This is a genomic window from Streptomyces sp. bgisy159 (assembly GCF_965341775.1).
Lineage (GTDB): Bacteria > Actinomycetota > Actinomycetes > Streptomycetales > Streptomycetaceae > Streptomyces.
Genome location: NZ_CBDQZH010000038.1, coordinates 1 through 17,289 on the forward strand (window position 1 = coordinate 1; position 17,289 = coordinate 17,289).

At 74.2% G+C, this 17,289-nt stretch carries 8 protein-coding genes and 1 pseudogene; 8 read left to right on the forward strand and 1 reads right to left on the reverse strand.

Going from position 1 to position 17,289, the window contains the following annotated elements:
• The 3 genes from ACSLTV_RS27990 to ACSLTV_RS28000 form a co-directional block, all read left to right on the forward strand.
• Window positions 1–2,413, forward strand: a 2,413-nt coding sequence (locus ACSLTV_RS27990) for an alpha/beta fold hydrolase (RefSeq protein ID WP_435613089.1), incomplete at its 5' end; no start/stop codon positions are given.
• A 92-nt stretch (window positions 2,414–2,505) separates the two neighbouring features.
• Entirely contained in the window at window positions 2,506–3,192 is a 687-nt protein-coding gene (locus tag ACSLTV_RS27995; RefSeq protein WP_432137822.1) for a thioesterase II family protein, read from the forward strand.
• Window positions 3,193–3,873: 681 nt separating this feature from the next.
• Window positions 3,874–4,800, forward strand: coding sequence for a phytanoyl-CoA dioxygenase family protein (locus ACSLTV_RS28000; protein WP_435613090.1), 927 nt, complete (start codon window positions 3,874–3,876; stop codon window positions 4,798–4,800).
• 78 nt (window positions 4,801–4,878) lie between these two features.
• Here the strand turns inward: ACSLTV_RS28000 and ACSLTV_RS28005 are convergent, their stop codons facing one another.
• Window positions 4,879–5,715 carry a putative nonproteinogenic amino acid hydroxylase gene (locus ACSLTV_RS28005; RefSeq protein WP_435613091.1) on the reverse strand — a complete coding sequence of 279 codons (837 nt, stop codon included), beginning with the start codon at window positions 5,713–5,715 and terminating at the stop codon, window positions 4,879–4,881.
• 447 nt (window positions 5,716–6,162) lie between these two features.
• On the opposite strand from ACSLTV_RS28005, the gene ACSLTV_RS28010 reads away from it, so the two are divergent.
• The 5 genes and pseudogenes from ACSLTV_RS28010 to ACSLTV_RS28030 form a co-directional block, all read left to right on the forward strand.
• On the forward strand, window positions 6,163–6,474 hold the full coding sequence (locus ACSLTV_RS28010) for an acyl carrier protein (RefSeq protein WP_432158432.1): 312 nt from the start codon (window positions 6,163–6,165) through the stop codon (window positions 6,472–6,474).
• Window positions 6,471–7,721 carry a cytochrome P450 gene (locus ACSLTV_RS28015; RefSeq protein WP_435613092.1) on the forward strand — a complete coding sequence of 417 codons (1,251 nt, stop codon included), beginning with the start codon at window positions 6,471–6,473 and terminating at the stop codon, window positions 7,719–7,721. Before ACSLTV_RS28010 ends, ACSLTV_RS28015 begins: the two co-directional genes overlap by 4 nt.
• Window positions 7,718–8,452, forward strand: coding sequence for a thioesterase II family protein (locus tag ACSLTV_RS28020; RefSeq protein ID WP_435613093.1), 735 nt, complete (start codon window positions 7,718–7,720; stop codon window positions 8,450–8,452). The genes ACSLTV_RS28015 and ACSLTV_RS28020 overlap by 4 nt, the downstream gene beginning before the upstream one ends.
• A 48-nt stretch (window positions 8,453–8,500) precedes the next feature.
• Window positions 8,501–11,572 carry a type I polyketide synthase gene (locus ACSLTV_RS28025; RefSeq protein ID WP_435613094.1) on the forward strand — a complete coding sequence of 1,024 codons (3,072 nt, stop codon included), beginning with the start codon at window positions 8,501–8,503 and terminating at the stop codon, window positions 11,570–11,572.
• Window positions 11,573–11,626: 54 nt separating this feature from the next.
• Window positions 11,627–17,233 (forward strand): annotated as a pseudogene (locus ACSLTV_RS28030) (SDR family NAD(P)-dependent oxidoreductase); the annotation flags it as partial.
• Between the last annotated feature and the right edge of the window lie 56 nt (window positions 17,234–17,289).

Consider the following 17,289-nt stretch of genomic DNA (forward strand, 5'->3'; position numbering starts at 1 on the left):
ACACGCGCTGACCGCGCACCCCGCGGTCGCCCAGGCGGCCGTCGTCGTGCGCGAGGACCAGAAGGGCGAACAGCGCCTGGTCGCCTACGTGGCACCCGATCCGGACGCCGCGGTGGCCGACGCCGACACCCTCGTGGACGAGTGGCGCCAGGTCTACGACGAGAGCTACGCCGACGCCGCCGAGAAGGCCTGGGGCGAGGACTTCCACGGCTGGAAGTCGGTCTACGACGGGGAGCCGATCCCCATCGAGCAGATGCACGAATGGCGTGAGGCGGCGGTGGCGCAGGTCCTGCGCTTCGCTCCCCGCCGGGTGCTGGAGGTCGGTGTCGGCTCCGGTCTGCTCCTGGCCGAGATCGTCGGCGAGGTCGACGAGTACTGGGGGACCGACATCTCGGCCACGGTCGTGGACCGGCTCCGGGCACAGGCCGAGCGGGCCGGCCACGCGGACCGGGTCCGGCTCGCCGCGCAGCCCGCCCACGACGTCTCCGGCCTGCCCCGCGGCGCGTTCGACACCGTCGTCCTCAACTCGGTGGTGCAGTACTTCCCGAGCGCCGCGTACCTGGACCGGGTGCTGGGCGAGCTGATGGAACTCCTCGCGCCGGGAGGCCGGCTGATCGTCGGTGACGTCCGCAACGCGGCCACGCTGCGGCTGCTGGCCACCGCGGAGAAGCGGGCCGCGCAGCCGCACGCCTCGCACGACGAGGTGCGGGCGCTGGTCGAGCAGGCGCTGCTGGCCGAGCGGGAACTGGTGGTGGCCCCGGAGTGGTTCACCGAATGGGCCGCGGACCGCTCGGCCGCGGTCGACATCCGGCTCAAGGAGGGGCGCGCCCACAACGAGCTGACCCGGCACCGCTACGAGGTCGTCCTGCACAAGCGGCCGGCCGCCGTCCTCGACCTGGCCGATGTGCCCGCCCTCGCCTGGGGCCGGGACGTGTCCGACCCGGCGGAGCTGGCCGGACGGGTGGGCGGCGGCCCGCTCCGGGTGACCGGGATACCCAACGCGCGGCTGGTCGAGGAGGCCGCCGCCGCCTCGGCGTCCGGTGTTCTGACCTCGAACGCCGCGCGGGGCGTCCCGGTGGATCCGCAGGCCCTCGTCGAGGGTGCTCGCCGGCAGGGCGGGGAGGCCGTCCTCACCTGGTCCGCCGAGGCCGCCCACTGCTTCGACGCGGTGCTGCTGCCGGAACCGAGGGCCGTCGGCGGAGGGTTCGTCCCGGGCCCTGCCACCGGGCGGACGCGGATCAACGCCCCCGCCCTGGCCAAGTCGATCGGTCCGCTCCTGGCCGAGCTGCCCGAGTACCTGCGTGGGCGCCTTCCCGGCTACATGGTCCCGGCCGCCGTGGTGCCGCTCGCGGAGATCCCGCTGAACCCCGCCGGCAAGCTCGACCGGCGCGCGCTGCCCGCGGAGCACACCACCGCCGGGGGCGGCGGCGCGCCGCGCAACTCCCACGAGGAGAAGCTGTGCGCCATGTTCGGCGAGCTGCTGGGCCTGGAGAGGGTCGGCATCGACGACGACTTCTTCGTGCTCGGCGGGCACTCGCTGCTGGCCACCCGGCTCAGCGCCCGCATCCGCAAGCAGTTCGGCCTCGACGTGCCGCTGCGGACGATCATCCAGTACCCGACCGTGGCCGAGCTGGCGGCGCTGATGCTCATCGGCGGCATCCCCGACGACCACACCGGCTCGTTCGACGTCGTGCTGCCACTCAACAGGGACCCCGGCACGGGCAAGCCGCCGGTGTGGTTCCTGCACGGCGGAGGCGGCCTCGGCTGGGCGTACTTCACCTTCGGCCCCCACATTCCGGACCGTCCGGCCTACGCGCTGCAGTCCCGTGGCTCCAACGGCACCGACCCGCTCGCCGGTTCCGTCCAGGAGATGATCGACGACTACCTCGCCGAGATGCTCCGCGTCCAGCCGGAGGGCCCCTTCCACCTCGTCGGCTGGTCCTACGGCGGCCCGCTCGCGCACGCCCTCGCGGTGGAACTGGACCGGCTCGGGCACCGGGTCGGCCTCGTCGCCGTTCTGGACTCCCAGCCCGCCACCACCCGTCCGGAGAGCGGGTTCAAGCAGGTCTCCGGCCGGACTCCGGACCTGTACCGGGCGGACGTCGAGGAGATCTTCGGCCAGTTCATGAACACCCGCGGCATGGACAGCTTCCTGGACACCATGTCGAAGGTGGGTGCCAACAACCTCAACAAGATGGGTGACTTCGAATCGCCGGTCTACCGCGGCGACCTGCTGTACTTCAACGCCAAGCTGGACAAGACCGAGGAGGTCTCCTCCTGGGGGCCGGACTGGCGGCCGCACGTCCTCGGCACCATCGAGGAGCACCCGGTGGACGCCACCCACCACGACCTGCACATGCCCGGCCCAGCGGGCCAGATCATGCGGGTCATCGCCGAGAAGCTGGCGCGGTGACCGGCCCGGCGAACCGCCCCGGGGGGCGAGGGGAGAAGACCGTGAGCACAGGACACGGGACGACCGCGGCCGAACGGGACCGGACCGTCCTGATGTGCGCACCGTTCGCCGGAGCGGGGCCGTCGTTCTTCCATCCGTGGCGGGCGCTGTCCGCCGGCCGGTGGCGCGTGGTCCCGGTCGAACTGCCCGGTCGTGAACGGCTGATCCTGCACACGCCGTACCGCAACGTCGTGGAGGCGGCCCGCAACGTGGTCGACGCCCTCGTCGCGGAGGCGGGCGAGGGCGCGCGGGTCGTGCTGTTCGGGCACAGCCTGGGCGCGGTGCTCGCCTACGAGCTGACGCATCTGCTGACCGCGCGCGGAGTCGCCGTCGAGCGGCTCGTCGTGAGCGGCTCGCCGGGGCCCTGGACCCAGCGGGCCAGACGCGCTACCGGGCTTCCGGACGACGAGTTCCTCGCCCGTGTCGAGGAGTTCGCGGGCTTCCGGCACGAGGCCCTCGACCACCCGGAGATGCGGGAACTGATCCTGCCCGTCCTCCAGGCCGACTGCGAGATGCACGAGAACTACGTGCCGAGCACCGACGAACCGGTCGCCGTGCCGATCTGCTCGGTCCGGGGCGCCGGCGACGGCCTGGTCAGCGCGGACCAGGCACACCAGTGGCAGAAGGCGACCACGGCCGGTTTCAGCTACGTGGAACTCCCCGGCGACCACATGTACCTGGTGGACCGGGGACGCGAGGTGCTGGACCTGATCGAGGCCGAGTCGGCCGCGGGCCGCTAGGTGTATCGGTCAGGAGCGTTGTCGACGGTCCTTCCTTGCGGCAGCGGCCCCGCCAGGGCCGCACCGGAACCCGGCGGACATGTCGTACGCGCGGGGCCGGGGACAGCGGGCCGGGCCCCGGCTCGTCCGGGGCCCCGTTTCCAGGCGCACCCGTGCCTGTCCCGTCAGCGGGACAAACGCTTCGTGCCCGGGGACCGGCATCCCGCGCGGACCACGCGCGAGACCGGTTTCCCCGGCACCGCGAAGAAGGAAGAACCCGGCATTCGTGCCGGCGCCTCGCCGAACGCCCCGGACGGGCCCGGGAACATTGACACCCTCCCGCACGGCGGACAGAGTGTTGAACGGCCGGGGAACCGGCGTAAAGGGCGCGGGGAACGCCGCTGCGACCGGCCGGCGAATGCCGGTCCGACGGACCGCCGCCCGACCCGAGAACCGCTCCCGCACGCCGTGAAAGCGCCACGGGAGCCGCGTCCGCCGTCAAGAGGGCCCTGTCGCCCGGCGGTCGCCCCGTCGACCACGCCCGAGCTGCCGGCGACGATTTCCGGCATCCCGGCCCCACCACCTTTTCCACGTCCGGAGCCGCGCTACCCCGAAGCCCGCGAGCGGGAACGCTCGACGGTTCCGAGCACGTGTCCCGCAAGTCAGGCAGGCAGGACCTCACACCCGAGAAGGAATCGACGCATGAACACACTGGGCGAGGGCGTTCTTGAGAAAGCCAGGGCGGAATACGCCGAACAGGGCTTCTCCATCATCCGCGGTGTCGTGCCGCGGGATCTGCTGGACGAGGTGCGTGCCCACGTCGACTGGCTCACCGGCAAGTACCCGGATCTGCGCCCCGAGCACCTGCACCACCCGTTGATCCGCAACGACGCCTTCTGGGCCCGGCTGGTCTCCGACTCCCGTCTGGTGGACATCGCGGAGTTCTTCCTCGGGCCGAACCTCGCGTGCTTCACCGCCCACTACATCTGCAAGCCCCCGTACGACGGCCAGCCCGTGCTGTGGCACCAGGACGGCGCGTACTGGACGCTGAGCCCGATGGAGGCGCTGACGGTGTGGCTGGCCGTCGACGAGAGCACCACGGAGAACGGCTGCCTGCGGATGATCCCCGGGAGCCACGAACTGCCGCTGCACAAGCCGCAGGTGCGCACCGACGAGCCCAACATGCTGTTCTCCAGCTCCGACGAGGCCCTGGTGCGGGAGTGGGTGGACAAGCGCGGTGTGGTGGACATCGAGCTCCAGCCGGGCGACGTGTCGATCCACCACCCCCACCTGCTGCACTACTCGGAGGCGAACACCTCCGCCAAGCGGCGCTGCGGTCTGGACATCGGCTACATCTCGACGACCACGCGGATCCACAGCGAGGGCATCTACCTCGACCCGCTGCTGGTGCGCGGGGCCGACGCCGCCGGCCTCAACCGGTACCGTCCGTTCCCCGCCTACCAGGAGGGCGAGACGGTCCCCTTCGCCGGGCAGGAGGAGTGGGACGAGAGGGCGGCCGCACTCAACGGGGCGCTGCCGTCGGGCTCCTGGGACCTGTCGCAGGAGAGCCCGATCGAGACGACCCGGCACATGATCGACCGGCTGCGCGAAGGCACCGTGAAGAGCTGATCGCACACCGGCCGATGGCCCACCGCACAGGCGCGGTGGGCCATCGGCCGGTCGGCGGCGGCTGCGGCGCCGCGTTGCTCACCAGTCGAACTTCTCCCCGTCGCCCCGCTTCTCGACGCAGTACGTGCGGAAGGCCCGGGCCTTCGCCACCATGTCCTCGTCACCGGTCAGGCGGGCGGCCTCCACGTACCAGTCGAACGCCGCCGTGGCGTGGGCGCGCCGCTCGAAGTGCAGCTCGGCGAACCTGCGGAAGGCCGGCCGCATGGTCGCCGGGGTGAAGTCCCGCCCCGACTCGATGAGGTCGCGCAGCTCCGCGTCCGTCGGCTCGGGCCGCTCGACGATGCGGATCGGCTCGGTCGCGGGGACCTGGTTGCGGATCTCGATCGGCTCCTCGGCGTCCGCGAAGTCCAGGCACAGGGAGAGCCGGGCGGTCCGGGAGGTGCTGCGGGCGGAGTGCGGATCGGTCGAATGGATCTTCCAGACCTCACCGCGGCGGATGTGGTAGACGGACTCGTTCTCGGAATGGAGGGATTCCTCGCTGGTGCGCAGCGGGACCTGGAGCCGGGTTCCCGGCTCGGAGAACTCGAGGAAGTCCACGTGCGGGGAGATCAGCCCGTCGCGGAGGCTGAAGACCCGCACCCACTGCAGCCGTTCCAGGGGGAAGTTGTCGGTCACCAGCGCCATGATGTTCGGCAGCCGCTTGCCCAGGTCCGTCAGGGTCAGCCGGCCGTCGTGCGGGCGGAAGGCGGTGTCGGAGTCGGCGCCCGTGCCGTTGGCCAGGACGTGCGACGACCACGAGCCGAAGGTGAAGGCGTCATAGTCGCCGCCGTACTCGTGCTGGTCCACGACGGACAACTCGGAATCCAGGTCGTACGCGTCGATCGGCAGCACCGCAAGCCGTTGCGACTTGAGCAAGGAAATCCCCTCCCGTAGCTGGTTGTGTGATGCACGCGGAGGCTCCTGGACGCCCTCCGGGGCGTCACAGTAATTCTTGGAAAATGTGATGGCAATGACGTGGCCGCCGACGCTGCCGGGCAGGACCGGGGTCGGCCGAAAGCGTCGATTTCCCTGGCCAGGACGCGTCACGGATGGCACGATGGGGGCGCCGTGAACTCCCCCTGGGAGCCGCTGTCCAGGGGGTCGGGAAGGGTGTGGCCGGGCGCACGCGCGGGTGTCCCGTCGACGGGACACCCGGCCGCCGCCCGAAGATTCACGGCACTCGCTCCGCGCCTTCCGTAATTCAATTCCGCGCTTTAGCCTCGTCCCGTGGCCGCCATTCAGTGAACAACCCCGCCGGCGCGGCACGTAAATGTCCCCCCCGAAAAGGGTCCTTGTGTCCCTCGGAGAAAGGAAAAGGTGGCGATGGAATCGCGACCGCGGGCTCACGGGCAAGGTGGAGAACCCGAGGCTCCCGAGGCGTGCGCGGCCCCCGGCGACGTGCCGGCGCCGCTCGTACGGGAGGTCTGCGCGCTGTGGGCGGAACACCTCGCCGGCCGCGAGGTCGGGGCGGACGACGACTTCTTCTCCCTCGGCGGCAACTCGCTCATCGGGATCGCGATCATCGACCGGGTGAAGCGCGACCACGGCGTAGAACTGTCGGTGCGCGACTTCTACCTGGCCCAGACCCCGGCCCGGGTCGCCGCGCTGATCGAGCGGGCGAGGGCGCTGACATGAGGCTGACGCCCGGCTCGGCGCGCGACGTCGACCTCGACCGCGTCGACCTGTTCGACCTGGACCTCTACACCACCGGCGACCCGCACCCCGTCTGGGACGTCATGCGCGCCGAGGCCCCGCTGCACCACCAGGTCCTGGCCGACGGCCGTGAGTTCTGGTCCGTGACGCGCTACGAGGACGTCTGCCGGGTGCTCGGCTCCCACCAGGAGTTCACCTCCGAACGCGGCACGGTCGTCACCCACCTCGGCGTCGACGACGTCGCGGCGGGCAAGCTGATGACCTCCACCGACCCGCCCCGGCACACCGAGGTCCGCAGGGCGATCGGCTCCCGGCTCACCGCGCGCGCCGTGGCGCCCTGGGAGGACCGGATCCGGCAGGCGGTCGTGCGGTTCCTCGAACCCGCGCTCGACGGCGCGGCCTTCGACCTGGCCGAGCAGGCACTGCGCCTGCCGGCCATCGTCACCGGACCACTGCTCGGCATCCCGGAGCGCGACTGGGACGACCTCGTGCGGCTGACCGCGATGGTGACGGCCCCCTCGGACCCGCACTTCCGGCTCGGCGGCGAAGCCGCGACCCTGGCCATCTCGCACCACGAGCTGGTCGCCTACGTCACCGCGTGGGTCAAGGGACGCCGGGCGGCCGGAGGCGAGGACGGCAGCCTGCTCGACCACCTGATGAGCGTCCACGCGGGCGACGCCCCGCTGACCGACGAGGAGATCGCCCTCAACGGCTACAGCATCCTGCTCGGCGCCAACGTGACGACCCCCCACACCGTCTCGGGCACGGTGCTCGCCCTCGTCGAGCGGCCCGAACAGTACGAGAAGGCGCAGGCCGACCCGTCCCTCGTGCCGAACCTGGTGGAGGAGGGGCTGCGCTGGACCTCGGCCGCCTGCAACTTCATGCGGTACGCGGTCGGCGACACCCGGATCGGCGGCGGCACCGTCCCGGCCGGCGCAGCCGTCGTCGCGTGGATCGGGTCGGCCAACCGGGACGCCGCCCGGTTCACCGACCCCCACACCTTCGACATCACCCGCACCGGCGCCAAGCGCCAGGTCGCGTTCGGCTTCGGTTCGCACTTCTGCATCGGCGCCCCGCTGGCACGGATGACCCTGCGCGTCTTCTTCGAGGAACTGCTCCGGCGATGCGGATCGATCGAACTCGCCGGCGAACCCGAGCACCTGCGGTCCTGCTTCATCGCCGGGATGACCCACCTCCCCGTCGTCGTCCGGAAACGAAGGGCACCATGACCTCCGGCTCCACCACCTCACCGTGGTTCGTCCGGCCGCCGTCCGCGACCGACCACCCCGCCCGGATCTTCTGCTTCCCCTTCTCCGGGGCCGGCGCCTCGGCCTTCAGCGCCTGGCCGCCCGCGATCGACGGCGCCGAGGTCTGCCCGGTGCAGTTCCCCGGCCGGGAGAGCCGGATGGCCGAACCCCACTACGGCACCTACGAGGAACTCGCCGCCGGGCTCGCCGAGGCGCTGGTGCCGCTGCTCGACCGGCCGTTCGCGTTCTTCGGGCACTGCGCCGGGGCGCTGCCCGCCTTCGAGACCGTGCTCCGCCTCGCCGACCGGGGCCTGCCCGTGCCGGAGCGCCTGTTCGTGTCGGGACAGCCGGCACCGCACCACGCCTCGCGCGACCGCATGCTCGCCATGACCGAGGCCGAACTCCGCACCGAGCTGGAGTCCTTCCTGCGCGGCCGGGGACTCCAGCCGCGGCCGGACATGGTCGACATGGGCCTGACCGTGCTGCTCGGCGACCACGCCGCCGCGGGCGCCTACCGGCGCACACGCCCGGTGAGGCTCCCGTGCCCGGTCGTCGTCCTGCACTGGCGGGACGACCCCGACGTGACCCGGGACGACCTTCAGGGCTGGCTGCCGTACGCGGAGTCGGTCGACGTCCGGGTCGTCGACGGCGGCCACTACGACTTCATGCACGCGCCCCCCGCACTTCTGACGTCGCTGACCGACTGGCGCTGAGGGCGGCCCCGTGCGCCCCGCGGGGCTGAGGAACCGGAAGGGAATCGTATGAGTGGCCGAGCCACCGGTATCGCCGTCGTCGGGATGTCGTGCCGCTTCCCCGGAGTGAGCGGCCCTGAGGAGTTCTGGCGCCTGCTGCTCGACGGGCGGTCGACCGTCGGAACGTTCCCCGAGCAGCGGCCGGCCGGCCCCGCGCGTCCGGACCACCCGGACGCCGCCACCCTGCGGACGGGGTCGTTCTTCGACGCCGTCGACGGGTTCGACGCGGAGTTCTTCGGCCTCGGCGCGGCGGAGGCGGCCGCCATGGACCCCGTGCAGCGGCTGGGGCTGGAACTCGCCTGGGAGGCCGTCGAGGACGCCCGCATCCCCGCGGGCGCGCTCGCGGGCCGTGAGATCGACGTCGTGGTCGGCAGCGCGCCCTCCGGATACGACCGGCTGCGCACCCTGGCCGGCAGCGACCGGGACGACCACCACGCCGCGCTCGGCTCCGCCGGCGCGCTGATCGCCAACCGGGTCTCCGCCCTGTTCGACCTCCGCGGCATGAGCTACTGCGCGGACTCCGGCCAGTCCTCCTCCCTCGTCGCCCTGGCGCTGAGCTGCGACCGGATCCTCGACGGCGCGGTCGACACGGCCCTGGTGGGCGGCGTCGAGCTGATCGCCGACCCGGAGACGGGACTGGGCCTGGCCAACCTGGGCGCGCTGTCGCCCGACGGCCGCTGCTTCGCCTTCGACTCCCGCGCCAGCGGCTTCGTGCGCGGGGAGGGCGGGGCGTTCGTCCTGCTGAAGCGGCTCGACCTGGCCGTCGCCGACGGCGACCACGTCTACGCGGTGGTGCGGGGCTGGAGCGTGGGCAGCGGGGGCGCCTCCACGCGGATGCCCGACCCCAGCCCCGGCGCGCAGGCGGCGACCGTGCTGTCCGCCCTGGCACGCGCGGGCGTCCCCTTCGACAGCGTCGACTACGTGGAGGCCCACGGCACCGGCACGCGCCTCGGCGACCCCGCCGAGGCGTCCGGCCTGCGCGAGGTGTTCCGCGCGACCGGCCGCGGCCGCCCCCTGACGATCGGCTCGGTGAAGACCAACGTCGGGCACCTGGAGCCCGCCGCGGGGCTCGCCGGCCTCGTGAAGACGGCCCTGTGCCTGGACCGCGGCCTGCTGGTGCCGAGCCTGAACTTCGCGTCGCCGAACCCCGCCATCCCCGACTTCCACCGCGACTTCGAGGTCCTGCGAGCGCCCCGGCCCTGGCCGGGCACGCCCGGGCGGCCGCGACGGGCGGGCGTGTCGGCGTTCGGCATGGGCGGGACCAACGCCCACGCCGTCCTCGAACAGGCCCCCCGGACACCGGCGACCCGTGCCGCGGACCCGGAGCCGGACCCGGGCGGCTCCGGGGTGCTGCCGTGGCCGCTGTCGGCCCGGTCGGAGGCGGCGCTGCGCGAACAGGCGCTGCGGCTGCGGGACTTCGTCGCCGCGGACCCGACCCTGACCGCAGCCGACGTGGGCCACTCACTGGTGGCGACCCGGACCCTCTTCGAGCACCGGGCCGTACTGCTCGCCGGCGACCGCGACGAGGCGCTGGCCGGTCTCGAACGGGTGGCGGCCGGCGCGGACACGGCGCGGGCGGTGCGCGGAACGGCCCCCGGTCCGGCCGGACCGGTCGTCTTCGTCTTCCCCGGGCAGGGCTCCCAGTGGCTCGGCATGGGCCGCCGGCTGTACACGGAGTCGCGGGAGTTCGCGCGCGGCATCGACGCCTGCGCGCGGGCGCTGGCGCCGTGGGTGGACTGGTCGCTGGTGGACGTGGTGACCGGCGCCGAGCCGGCCGCGACGCTGGACCGGGTCGACGTGGTCCAGCCCGCGCTGTTCGCGATGATGGTGTCGCTGGCCCGGGTGTGGCGCTCGCTCGGAGTGGTCCCCGACGCGGTGGTGGGGCACTCTCAGGGCGAGATCGCCGCCGCCTGCGTGGCGGGCGCGCTGTCCCTGGAGGACGCGGCGAGGCTCGTCGCCCTGCGCAGCCGCGAACTGACCGCGCTGGCCGGCACCGGCGGGATGAGCGCGGTCGCCGCGTCCCCGCAGTGGGTGCGCGAACGGCTGCGGCAGTGGCCCGGCCGGCTGTCCACGGCCGCGGTCAACGGACCGGCGTCGGTGGTGGTCTCCGGGGACGACGAGGCGCTGGACCGGTTCGCCGCCCGGGCCGCGGCGGAGGGCGTGCGGGTGCGGCGCGTCAAGGTGGACTACGCCTCGCACTCGCACCACGTCGAACGCATCCGGGAGCGGCTCCTGTCGGCCGCCTCGGGCCTCTCGCCGGCCCGGCCGGACGTGGAGTTCCGGTCCACGGTCACCGGGCGGCCGCTCGGCGACCGGCCGCTGGACGGCGCGTACTGGTACGACAACCTGCGCTCGACGGTGCGCTTCGGCGCGGTCGTCGAAGCCCTGATGCGCGAGGGCGCCGGGGCGTTCGTGGAGGTCAGCCCCCATCCGGTCCTGGAGGTGGCGATGGCGGAGACCGCCGACGCGCTCGCCGCCTCCCCGGCCGTGGTCGGCACCCTGCACAAGGACGACGGCGGCGAGGCCGGGCTGCTGGCCTCGCTGGGCGAACTCCACGTGCGCGGCGTACCGGTGGACCTCACGGCGCTGTTCGCCCCGCACCGGCCACGCCGGGTCGCCCTGCCGACCTACGCGTTCCAGCGGCGGTCGTACTGGCTGACGGCGTCCGACGACCCGGGCCCCGCCGGCCCGGACGGCGCCGCGGACACCCGGGCGGCGGTGCCGGACTCGGAACCGGCGGCCCTCGGCCTCGTGTGCGCCGAGGCGGCGGCCGCGTGGGGCGCCGGCGGCCCGCGCCCGACGCCCGGCGAGCTAGCGGCCCGCCCGGACAGCACCTTCAAGGACCTGGGATTCGAATCCTCGACGGCGGTGCGGCTGCGCAACCGGCTCACCGCGGCGACCGGAGTACGGCTGCCGGCCACCGTCGCCTTCAGCCACCCCACGCCGCGGCGGCTGGCCCGCCACCTCCTCTCACTCCTCGCGCCCCCGGAAGCCGCGCAACCGGCCCGGCGGGAGGAGACGAGCCAGCAGGACCGCAGCGACGACGAGCTGTACGCGCTCATCGAGCGCGGCTACGTGTAGCACCCGCCCGTTCACCCCGTCATCGGTGAAGGAGACCCAGTGGACGATGTCGACAAGCTCCGGTCCTACCTGCGGCGCGCCGTCGGCGACGCACAGGAGCTGCGCGAGCGGGTGCGCGCGTGGGAGGAGTCGGCTCGTGAGCCCGTCGCCGTCGTGGGCGCCGGATGCCGCTTCCCGGGCGGGGCGGTGTCCCCCGAGCACCTGTGGGACCTGGTGTCCGCCGGAGTGGACGCGACGGGGGAGTTCCCGCGGGACCGCGGCTGGGACGTGGAGGCGCTCTACGATCCCGACCCCGAGGCGGCCGGGAGGACGTACACGCGCCGGGGCGCGTTCCTCGACTCGCTCGCGGAGTTCGACGCGCCGTTCTTCGGCATCAGCCCGCGCGAGGCACTGGCGATGGACCCCCAGCAGCGCCTGATGCTGGAGATCACGTGGGAGGCGCTGGAGCGGGCCGGAATCGACCCCGCGGGGCTGCGGGGCTCGGCCACCGGCGTGTTCACCGGGATCTACGGGGTGGACTACGGGCCCCGGATCGGCGGCGGGACGGCCGCCGGGGTGGAGGGCTTCGGGATCGCCGGGACGTACACCAGCGTGGCCTCGGGCCGGGTGGCGTACGTACTGGGCCTGGAAGGACCGGCGGTGTCCGTCGACACGGCCTGCTCGTCGTCACTGGTCGCCGTCCACCAGGCCGTGCGCTCCCTGCGGTCCGGCGAGTGCGCACTGGCGCTGGCCGGCGGGGTGTCGGTGCTGCCGAGCCCGGGTCTGTTCGTGGAGGTCTCCCGGCAAAGGGGCCTGTCCGCCGACGGGCGGTGCAAGTCGTTCGCGGAAGCGGCCGACGGAACCGCCTGGGGCGAGGGCGCGGGCGTGCTGGTCCTGGAGCGGCTGTCGGACGCGCTGCGCAACGGGCGGCGGATCCGGGCGGTGATCAGGGGCTCGGCCGTCAACCAGGACGGCGCGTCCAACGGGCTGACCGCGCCGAACGGAAGCGCCCAGCAGCGGGTCGTGCGAGCGGCCCTGGCCGACGCGGGCCTCGCCCCCGGCGAGGTGGACGCGGTGGAGGCCCACGGCACCGGCACCCGCCTGGGCGACCCGATCGAGGCGGAGGCGCTGCTGGCCGCCTACGGGCAGGACCGGGAGCCCGGCCGGCCGCTCTGGCTGGGCTCGCTGAAGTCGAACGTCGGCCACACGCAGGCGGCGGCGGGCGTCGGCGGCATCATCAAGATGATCATGGCGATGCGGCACGGGACCCTGCCCCGGACCCTGCACGTGAACCGCCCCACCCCGCACGTCGACTGGGCGGCCGGCTCGGTCGAGCTGCTGACCGAGGCCAGGGACTGGCCCGTCACTCCGGGGCGGCCCCGGCGCGCGGGCGTGTCGTCCTTCGGCGTCAGCGGCACCAACGCCCACCTCGTACTCGAAGAGGCTCCCGAGGCCGCGAACGGCACGGCCCGCCCGCCCGCGGCCCCCGGCCCCGGCCGGGTGTCCACCGGGGCGGCGCCGGTGCCCTGGATACTCTCCGCGAGGTCCCCCGAGGCGCTGCGGGAACAGGCCCTGCGGCTGCGGGACCACGTCGCGGCGGATGCCGGGCGGTCCGCGGCGGCGGTGGGGCACGCCCTGGTGGCGACCCGCTCGCTGTTCGAGCACCGCCAGGTGGTCATCGGTGCGGACCGCGACGAGCTGCTCGCCGGCCTGACCGCCGTGGCCGCGGGAGACAGGCACCCCCGCCACGTGGTGTCCGGCGCCGCGCGACCCGTGGGCGGGACGGTCTTCGTCTTCCCCGGCCAGGGCTGCCAGTGGGCCGGCATGGGACGCGAGCTGTGGGAGACGAGCCCGGTCTTCGCCGAACAGCTGCGGGCCTGCGCACAGGCGCTGCGGCCGTGGATCTCCTGGTCGCTGGTCGACACCGTGTGCGGCGGCCCCGAGGCCGCCGACCTGGACCGGATCGACGTCGTACAGCCCGCGCTCTTCGCGACGATGGTGTCCCTGGCCCGGGTCTGGCGCGCGCTGGGCGTCGCCCCGGACGCCGTGATCGGCCACTCGCAGGGCGAGATCGCCGCCGCCTGCGTCGCGGGGGCCCTCTGTCTGCCGGACGCGGCCAGGATCGTCGCCGTGCGCTCCCGGCTCCTGGCCACCGCCGCCCAGGACGGCGGCATGGCCGGCATCGTCGCGACCGAGGACCGGGTACGGCGGCTGATGGAGCCGTGGGGCTCCCGCGTCGCGGTCGCCGCGGTCAACGGGCCCTATTCGACGACCGTGTCGGGCGAGGCCGACGCGGTCGGGGAACTGGTGGCGGCCTGCGAGGCGCAGGGCGTGCGCGCCCGCCCCATCCCGGCCGGTGTCCCCGGGCACTCGCCGCTGATGGACCGGTTCGAGCGGCCGCTGCTGGACGAGCTGGGAGCGATCCGGCCCGTGTCCTCGCCGGTGGCGTTCTACTCGACCGTGACCGGCGGCCCGGTCGACGGCGCGGACCTCGACGCGGCCTACTGGTTCCGCAACATGCGGGAACCGGTCCGCTTCGACGCCACCACGAAGAGCCTGCTCGAAGCCGGCCACGGCGCGTTCATCGAGGTCAGCCCGCATCCGCTGCTCATGGTCAACATCCAGCAGATGCTCGACGACCTGCCGGGAACCGCCCGGGTGGCGACCGGTACGCTGCGCCGCGGCCAGGGCGGCCTCGCGCGGCTGTACCGCTCGGCGGCCGAGGCCTTCGTGGCGGGCACGGCGGTGTCCTGGCGGACGGCGTTGCCCGAACCGGACGGCGCCTGGGCGGAGTTGCCCACCTACCCGTTCCAGCGGCAGCGCTACTGGCTGGACACCCCGCGCGAGACCACCACCGGGCCCCGGTCGGGCCATCCGCTCCTCGACACCGTGCTCGACCTGCCGGACGACGCGGGCGGCGGCGTGGCGGCCCGGGGCTTCCTGTCCGCCGAGCGCCATCCGTGGCTCGCCGGGCGCCTCGTCGACGGCGCCGCCCTGGTGCCGGGCACGGTGCTGCTGGAGATGGCGGTGTGGGCGGCGCACCGGACGGGCCGCGACGTCGTCGACGAACTCGTCCTGGACGCACCGCTGGTGCTGACCGGCGGCGCGGAACGTGAGGTCCGCGTGGTCGTGGACGGCAACGGCGTCATCGGTGTGCACTCGCGGGGCGACGGCGACGCCGGATGGACCCGCAACGCCTCGGGCTTCGCCGGGTCCGACACCGGCGGGAGCCCACGGGCGGACGGCCTCGCCGTCTGGCCCCCCGCGGACGCGGCCGGCGTGCCCGGCGAGGAGGCGTACGCCCGGCTGTCCGCCCTCGGCCTCACGCCGGGGCCCCCGCTCCGGGGCCTCAAGGAGGTGTGGCACCTGGACGGCACGCTCCTCGCGCGGGCGGAGCTGCCCGCGGGCGGCGGAGCGGAGCAGGACGGCGGGTTCCTGGTCCACCCGGCGCTGCTCGATGCCGCGTTGCAGGCCACCGGCCTGGGGCCGGTCGCCGGCGACTCCCCGCAGGGGCGGCTGCCCTACCGGTTCCGGGGCGTCCGCCTGCGGCCCGCCCGTCCGGGCGAACTGCGCGTCCGCCTCACGCCCGCCGGGCCCGACGCGGTGTCCGTGACCCTCGCGGACCGGACCGGAGCACCGGCCGGCGGGATCGAGTCGCTGACCCTGCGGCCCGTGGACACCGCGCGGCTGACCGAACTCGCCTCCGGCCACCACGACGCCCTGTTCCGGGTGGACTGGGTGCCCGCGCCGGTCCCGTCGCGCGACGCCGCCGCCCGGTACGCGGTGCTGGGCGAGCCGGACGCGCTCACCGCCTTCCTGGCAGAGGGCGGTCCGGTCTTCCCCGGCCCGGCCGAACTCGCCGCATCCGGCGCAAAGACCCCGCCCGTGGTCCTCGCCGTCCTGGACGGCGGGACGGCCGACGGCGACGCTCCGGCCGACGGCAGCGCTCCGGCCGAGGCGGCCGAGCGCAACCTCCACCGCGTGCTGCGGTGGGCGCGCGAGTGGCTCCTGGACGACCGGTTCGCCGCCTCCCGCCTGGTCGTCGTCACCCGCGGGGCGACGGGGGACCGCCAGGCGCCCCGCACCGACCCGGCGGCCGCCGCGGTCTGGGGCTTCCTGCGCAGCGCCCAGACGGAGCACCCGGGCCGGTTCACACTCCTCGACACCGACGACCGGACCGAGTCCTGGGCCCGCGTCCCGGCCGCGGCGGCAGCCGGGGAGGACCAGCTCAGGATCAGCGCGGGCACGCTGACCACACCCCGGCTCACCCGCCTCCCCACCCCCACCGGCGCTGCCCGGTCCCGCGCCGCCGAACAGGGCCGTCCCGCCCTCGGCTCCGGCACGGTGCTGATCACCGGTGGCGTCGGCGGCCTGGGAGCCATGCTGGCCCGTCACCTCGTGGAGCGGCACGGGGTGCGCCGTCTGCTGCTCACCAGCAGACGGGGACCGGCGGCCCCGGCGGCGGCCGGCCTGCGCGCCGCGCTGACCGGGGCGGGCGCCCACGTCGAGATCACCGGCTGCGACGTCACCGACCGGGCGTCGGTGACCGCGCTGGTCGACGCCGTCCCCGAGGAGCACCCGCTGACCGCGGTGATCCACTGCGCGGCCGTCCTGGACGACGGCGTCGTCGAGTCGCTCACCGGCGACCGCGTCGACGCGGTGCTCGCGCCGAAGACGCACGGGGCCTGGAACCTGCACGAGGCCACCCGCCACCTGGACCTGTCCGCGTTCGTCCTGTTCTCCTCCGTCGCCGGCGTGCTCGGGACGGCCGGACAGGCCGGTTACGCGGCTGCCAACGCCTTCCTCGACGCCCTCGCCGAGACCCGCAGGGCCCAGGGTCTGCCCGCCACCGCCCTGTGCTGGGGCTACTGGGCGGAGCGCAGCGAACTGGGCGCCGCTCTGAACGAGACGGACCTCGTGCGCCTGCGACGGCAGGGCGTGCTGCCGCTGCCCACCCACGAGGGCCTCGCGCTCTTCGACGCGGCGGTCGCACGGGACGAGCCGGTGCTGGTGCCCGCCCGGCTCCACCTGCCCCGAGACGGCGCGCCCACCGGCCGAGCGGCCTCGCCGCTCCTGCGCGAGCTGCTCGCACCCCCCGCCGGACCCGGCCGTCCGGGCCGGGAGGAGCCCGCCGGCGTCGAACTCGCCGACCTCGTGCTGTCGAAGCCGGCGGCCGAGGCGGAGGCCGTGGTCCGCGACCTCGTGCGGGCGCAGACCGCCCTGGTCCTCGGCCACGACGACGGCGAACGGATCGGCCCCGCCGTCGCGTTCCGGGACCTGGGCATCGACTCGCTCACCGCGCTGGAACTGCGCAACAAGCTGTCGGCCGTGACCGGCCTGAAGCTGCCCGCCACGCTCGCCTTCGACCACCCGAACCCCGACGCCCTCACCCGGTTCCTGATCGACACCGTCACGCCGGCCCCCGGCGGCCCGGGGCAGACACCGGCCGACCGGCTGGCCGAGGAGATCGAGCAGCTGGGCGCCCGGCTGGAGGAAGCGTTCCCCGCCCTCGCGGACGAGGACAAGGTCGCCCTGTCCGCCCTGGTCGGCCACGTGCGGGGCCGGGTCCGCTCGATGGCGGGCGAGAAACCGGCGGCCGTCATCACCGACCGGATCAGTACCGCCTCAGCCGGCGAGCTTCTCTCGCTGCTGGACCAAGAACTCGGCCAGGGAGAGCGATGAGTGACGACAACAACGCCGAGGTCCTCGACTACCTCAAGCGGACCTCGATCGAGCTG

Excerpts from the sequence above, each read along its gene's own strand:
- ACSLTV_RS27995 (WP_432137822.1), top strand. The coding sequence starts at position 2,506 with ATGTGCGCACCGTTCGCCGGAGCGGGGCCGTCGTTCTTCCATCCGTGG.
- ACSLTV_RS28000 (WP_435613090.1), top strand. The coding sequence starts at position 3,874 with ATGAACACACTGGGCGAGGGCGTTCTTGAGAAAGCCAGGGCGGAATAC.
- ACSLTV_RS28010 (WP_432158432.1), top strand. The coding sequence starts at position 6,163 with ATGGAATCGCGACCGCGGGCTCACGGGCAAGGTGGAGAACCCGAGGCT.
- ACSLTV_RS28015 (WP_435613092.1), top strand. The coding sequence starts at position 6,471 with ATGAGGCTGACGCCCGGCTCGGCGCGCGACGTCGACCTCGACCGCGTC.
- ACSLTV_RS28020 (WP_435613093.1), top strand. The coding sequence starts at position 7,718 with ATGACCTCCGGCTCCACCACCTCACCGTGGTTCGTCCGGCCGCCGTCC.
- ACSLTV_RS28025 (WP_435613094.1), top strand. The coding sequence starts at position 8,501 with ATGAGTGGCCGAGCCACCGGTATCGCCGTCGTCGGGATGTCGTGCCGC.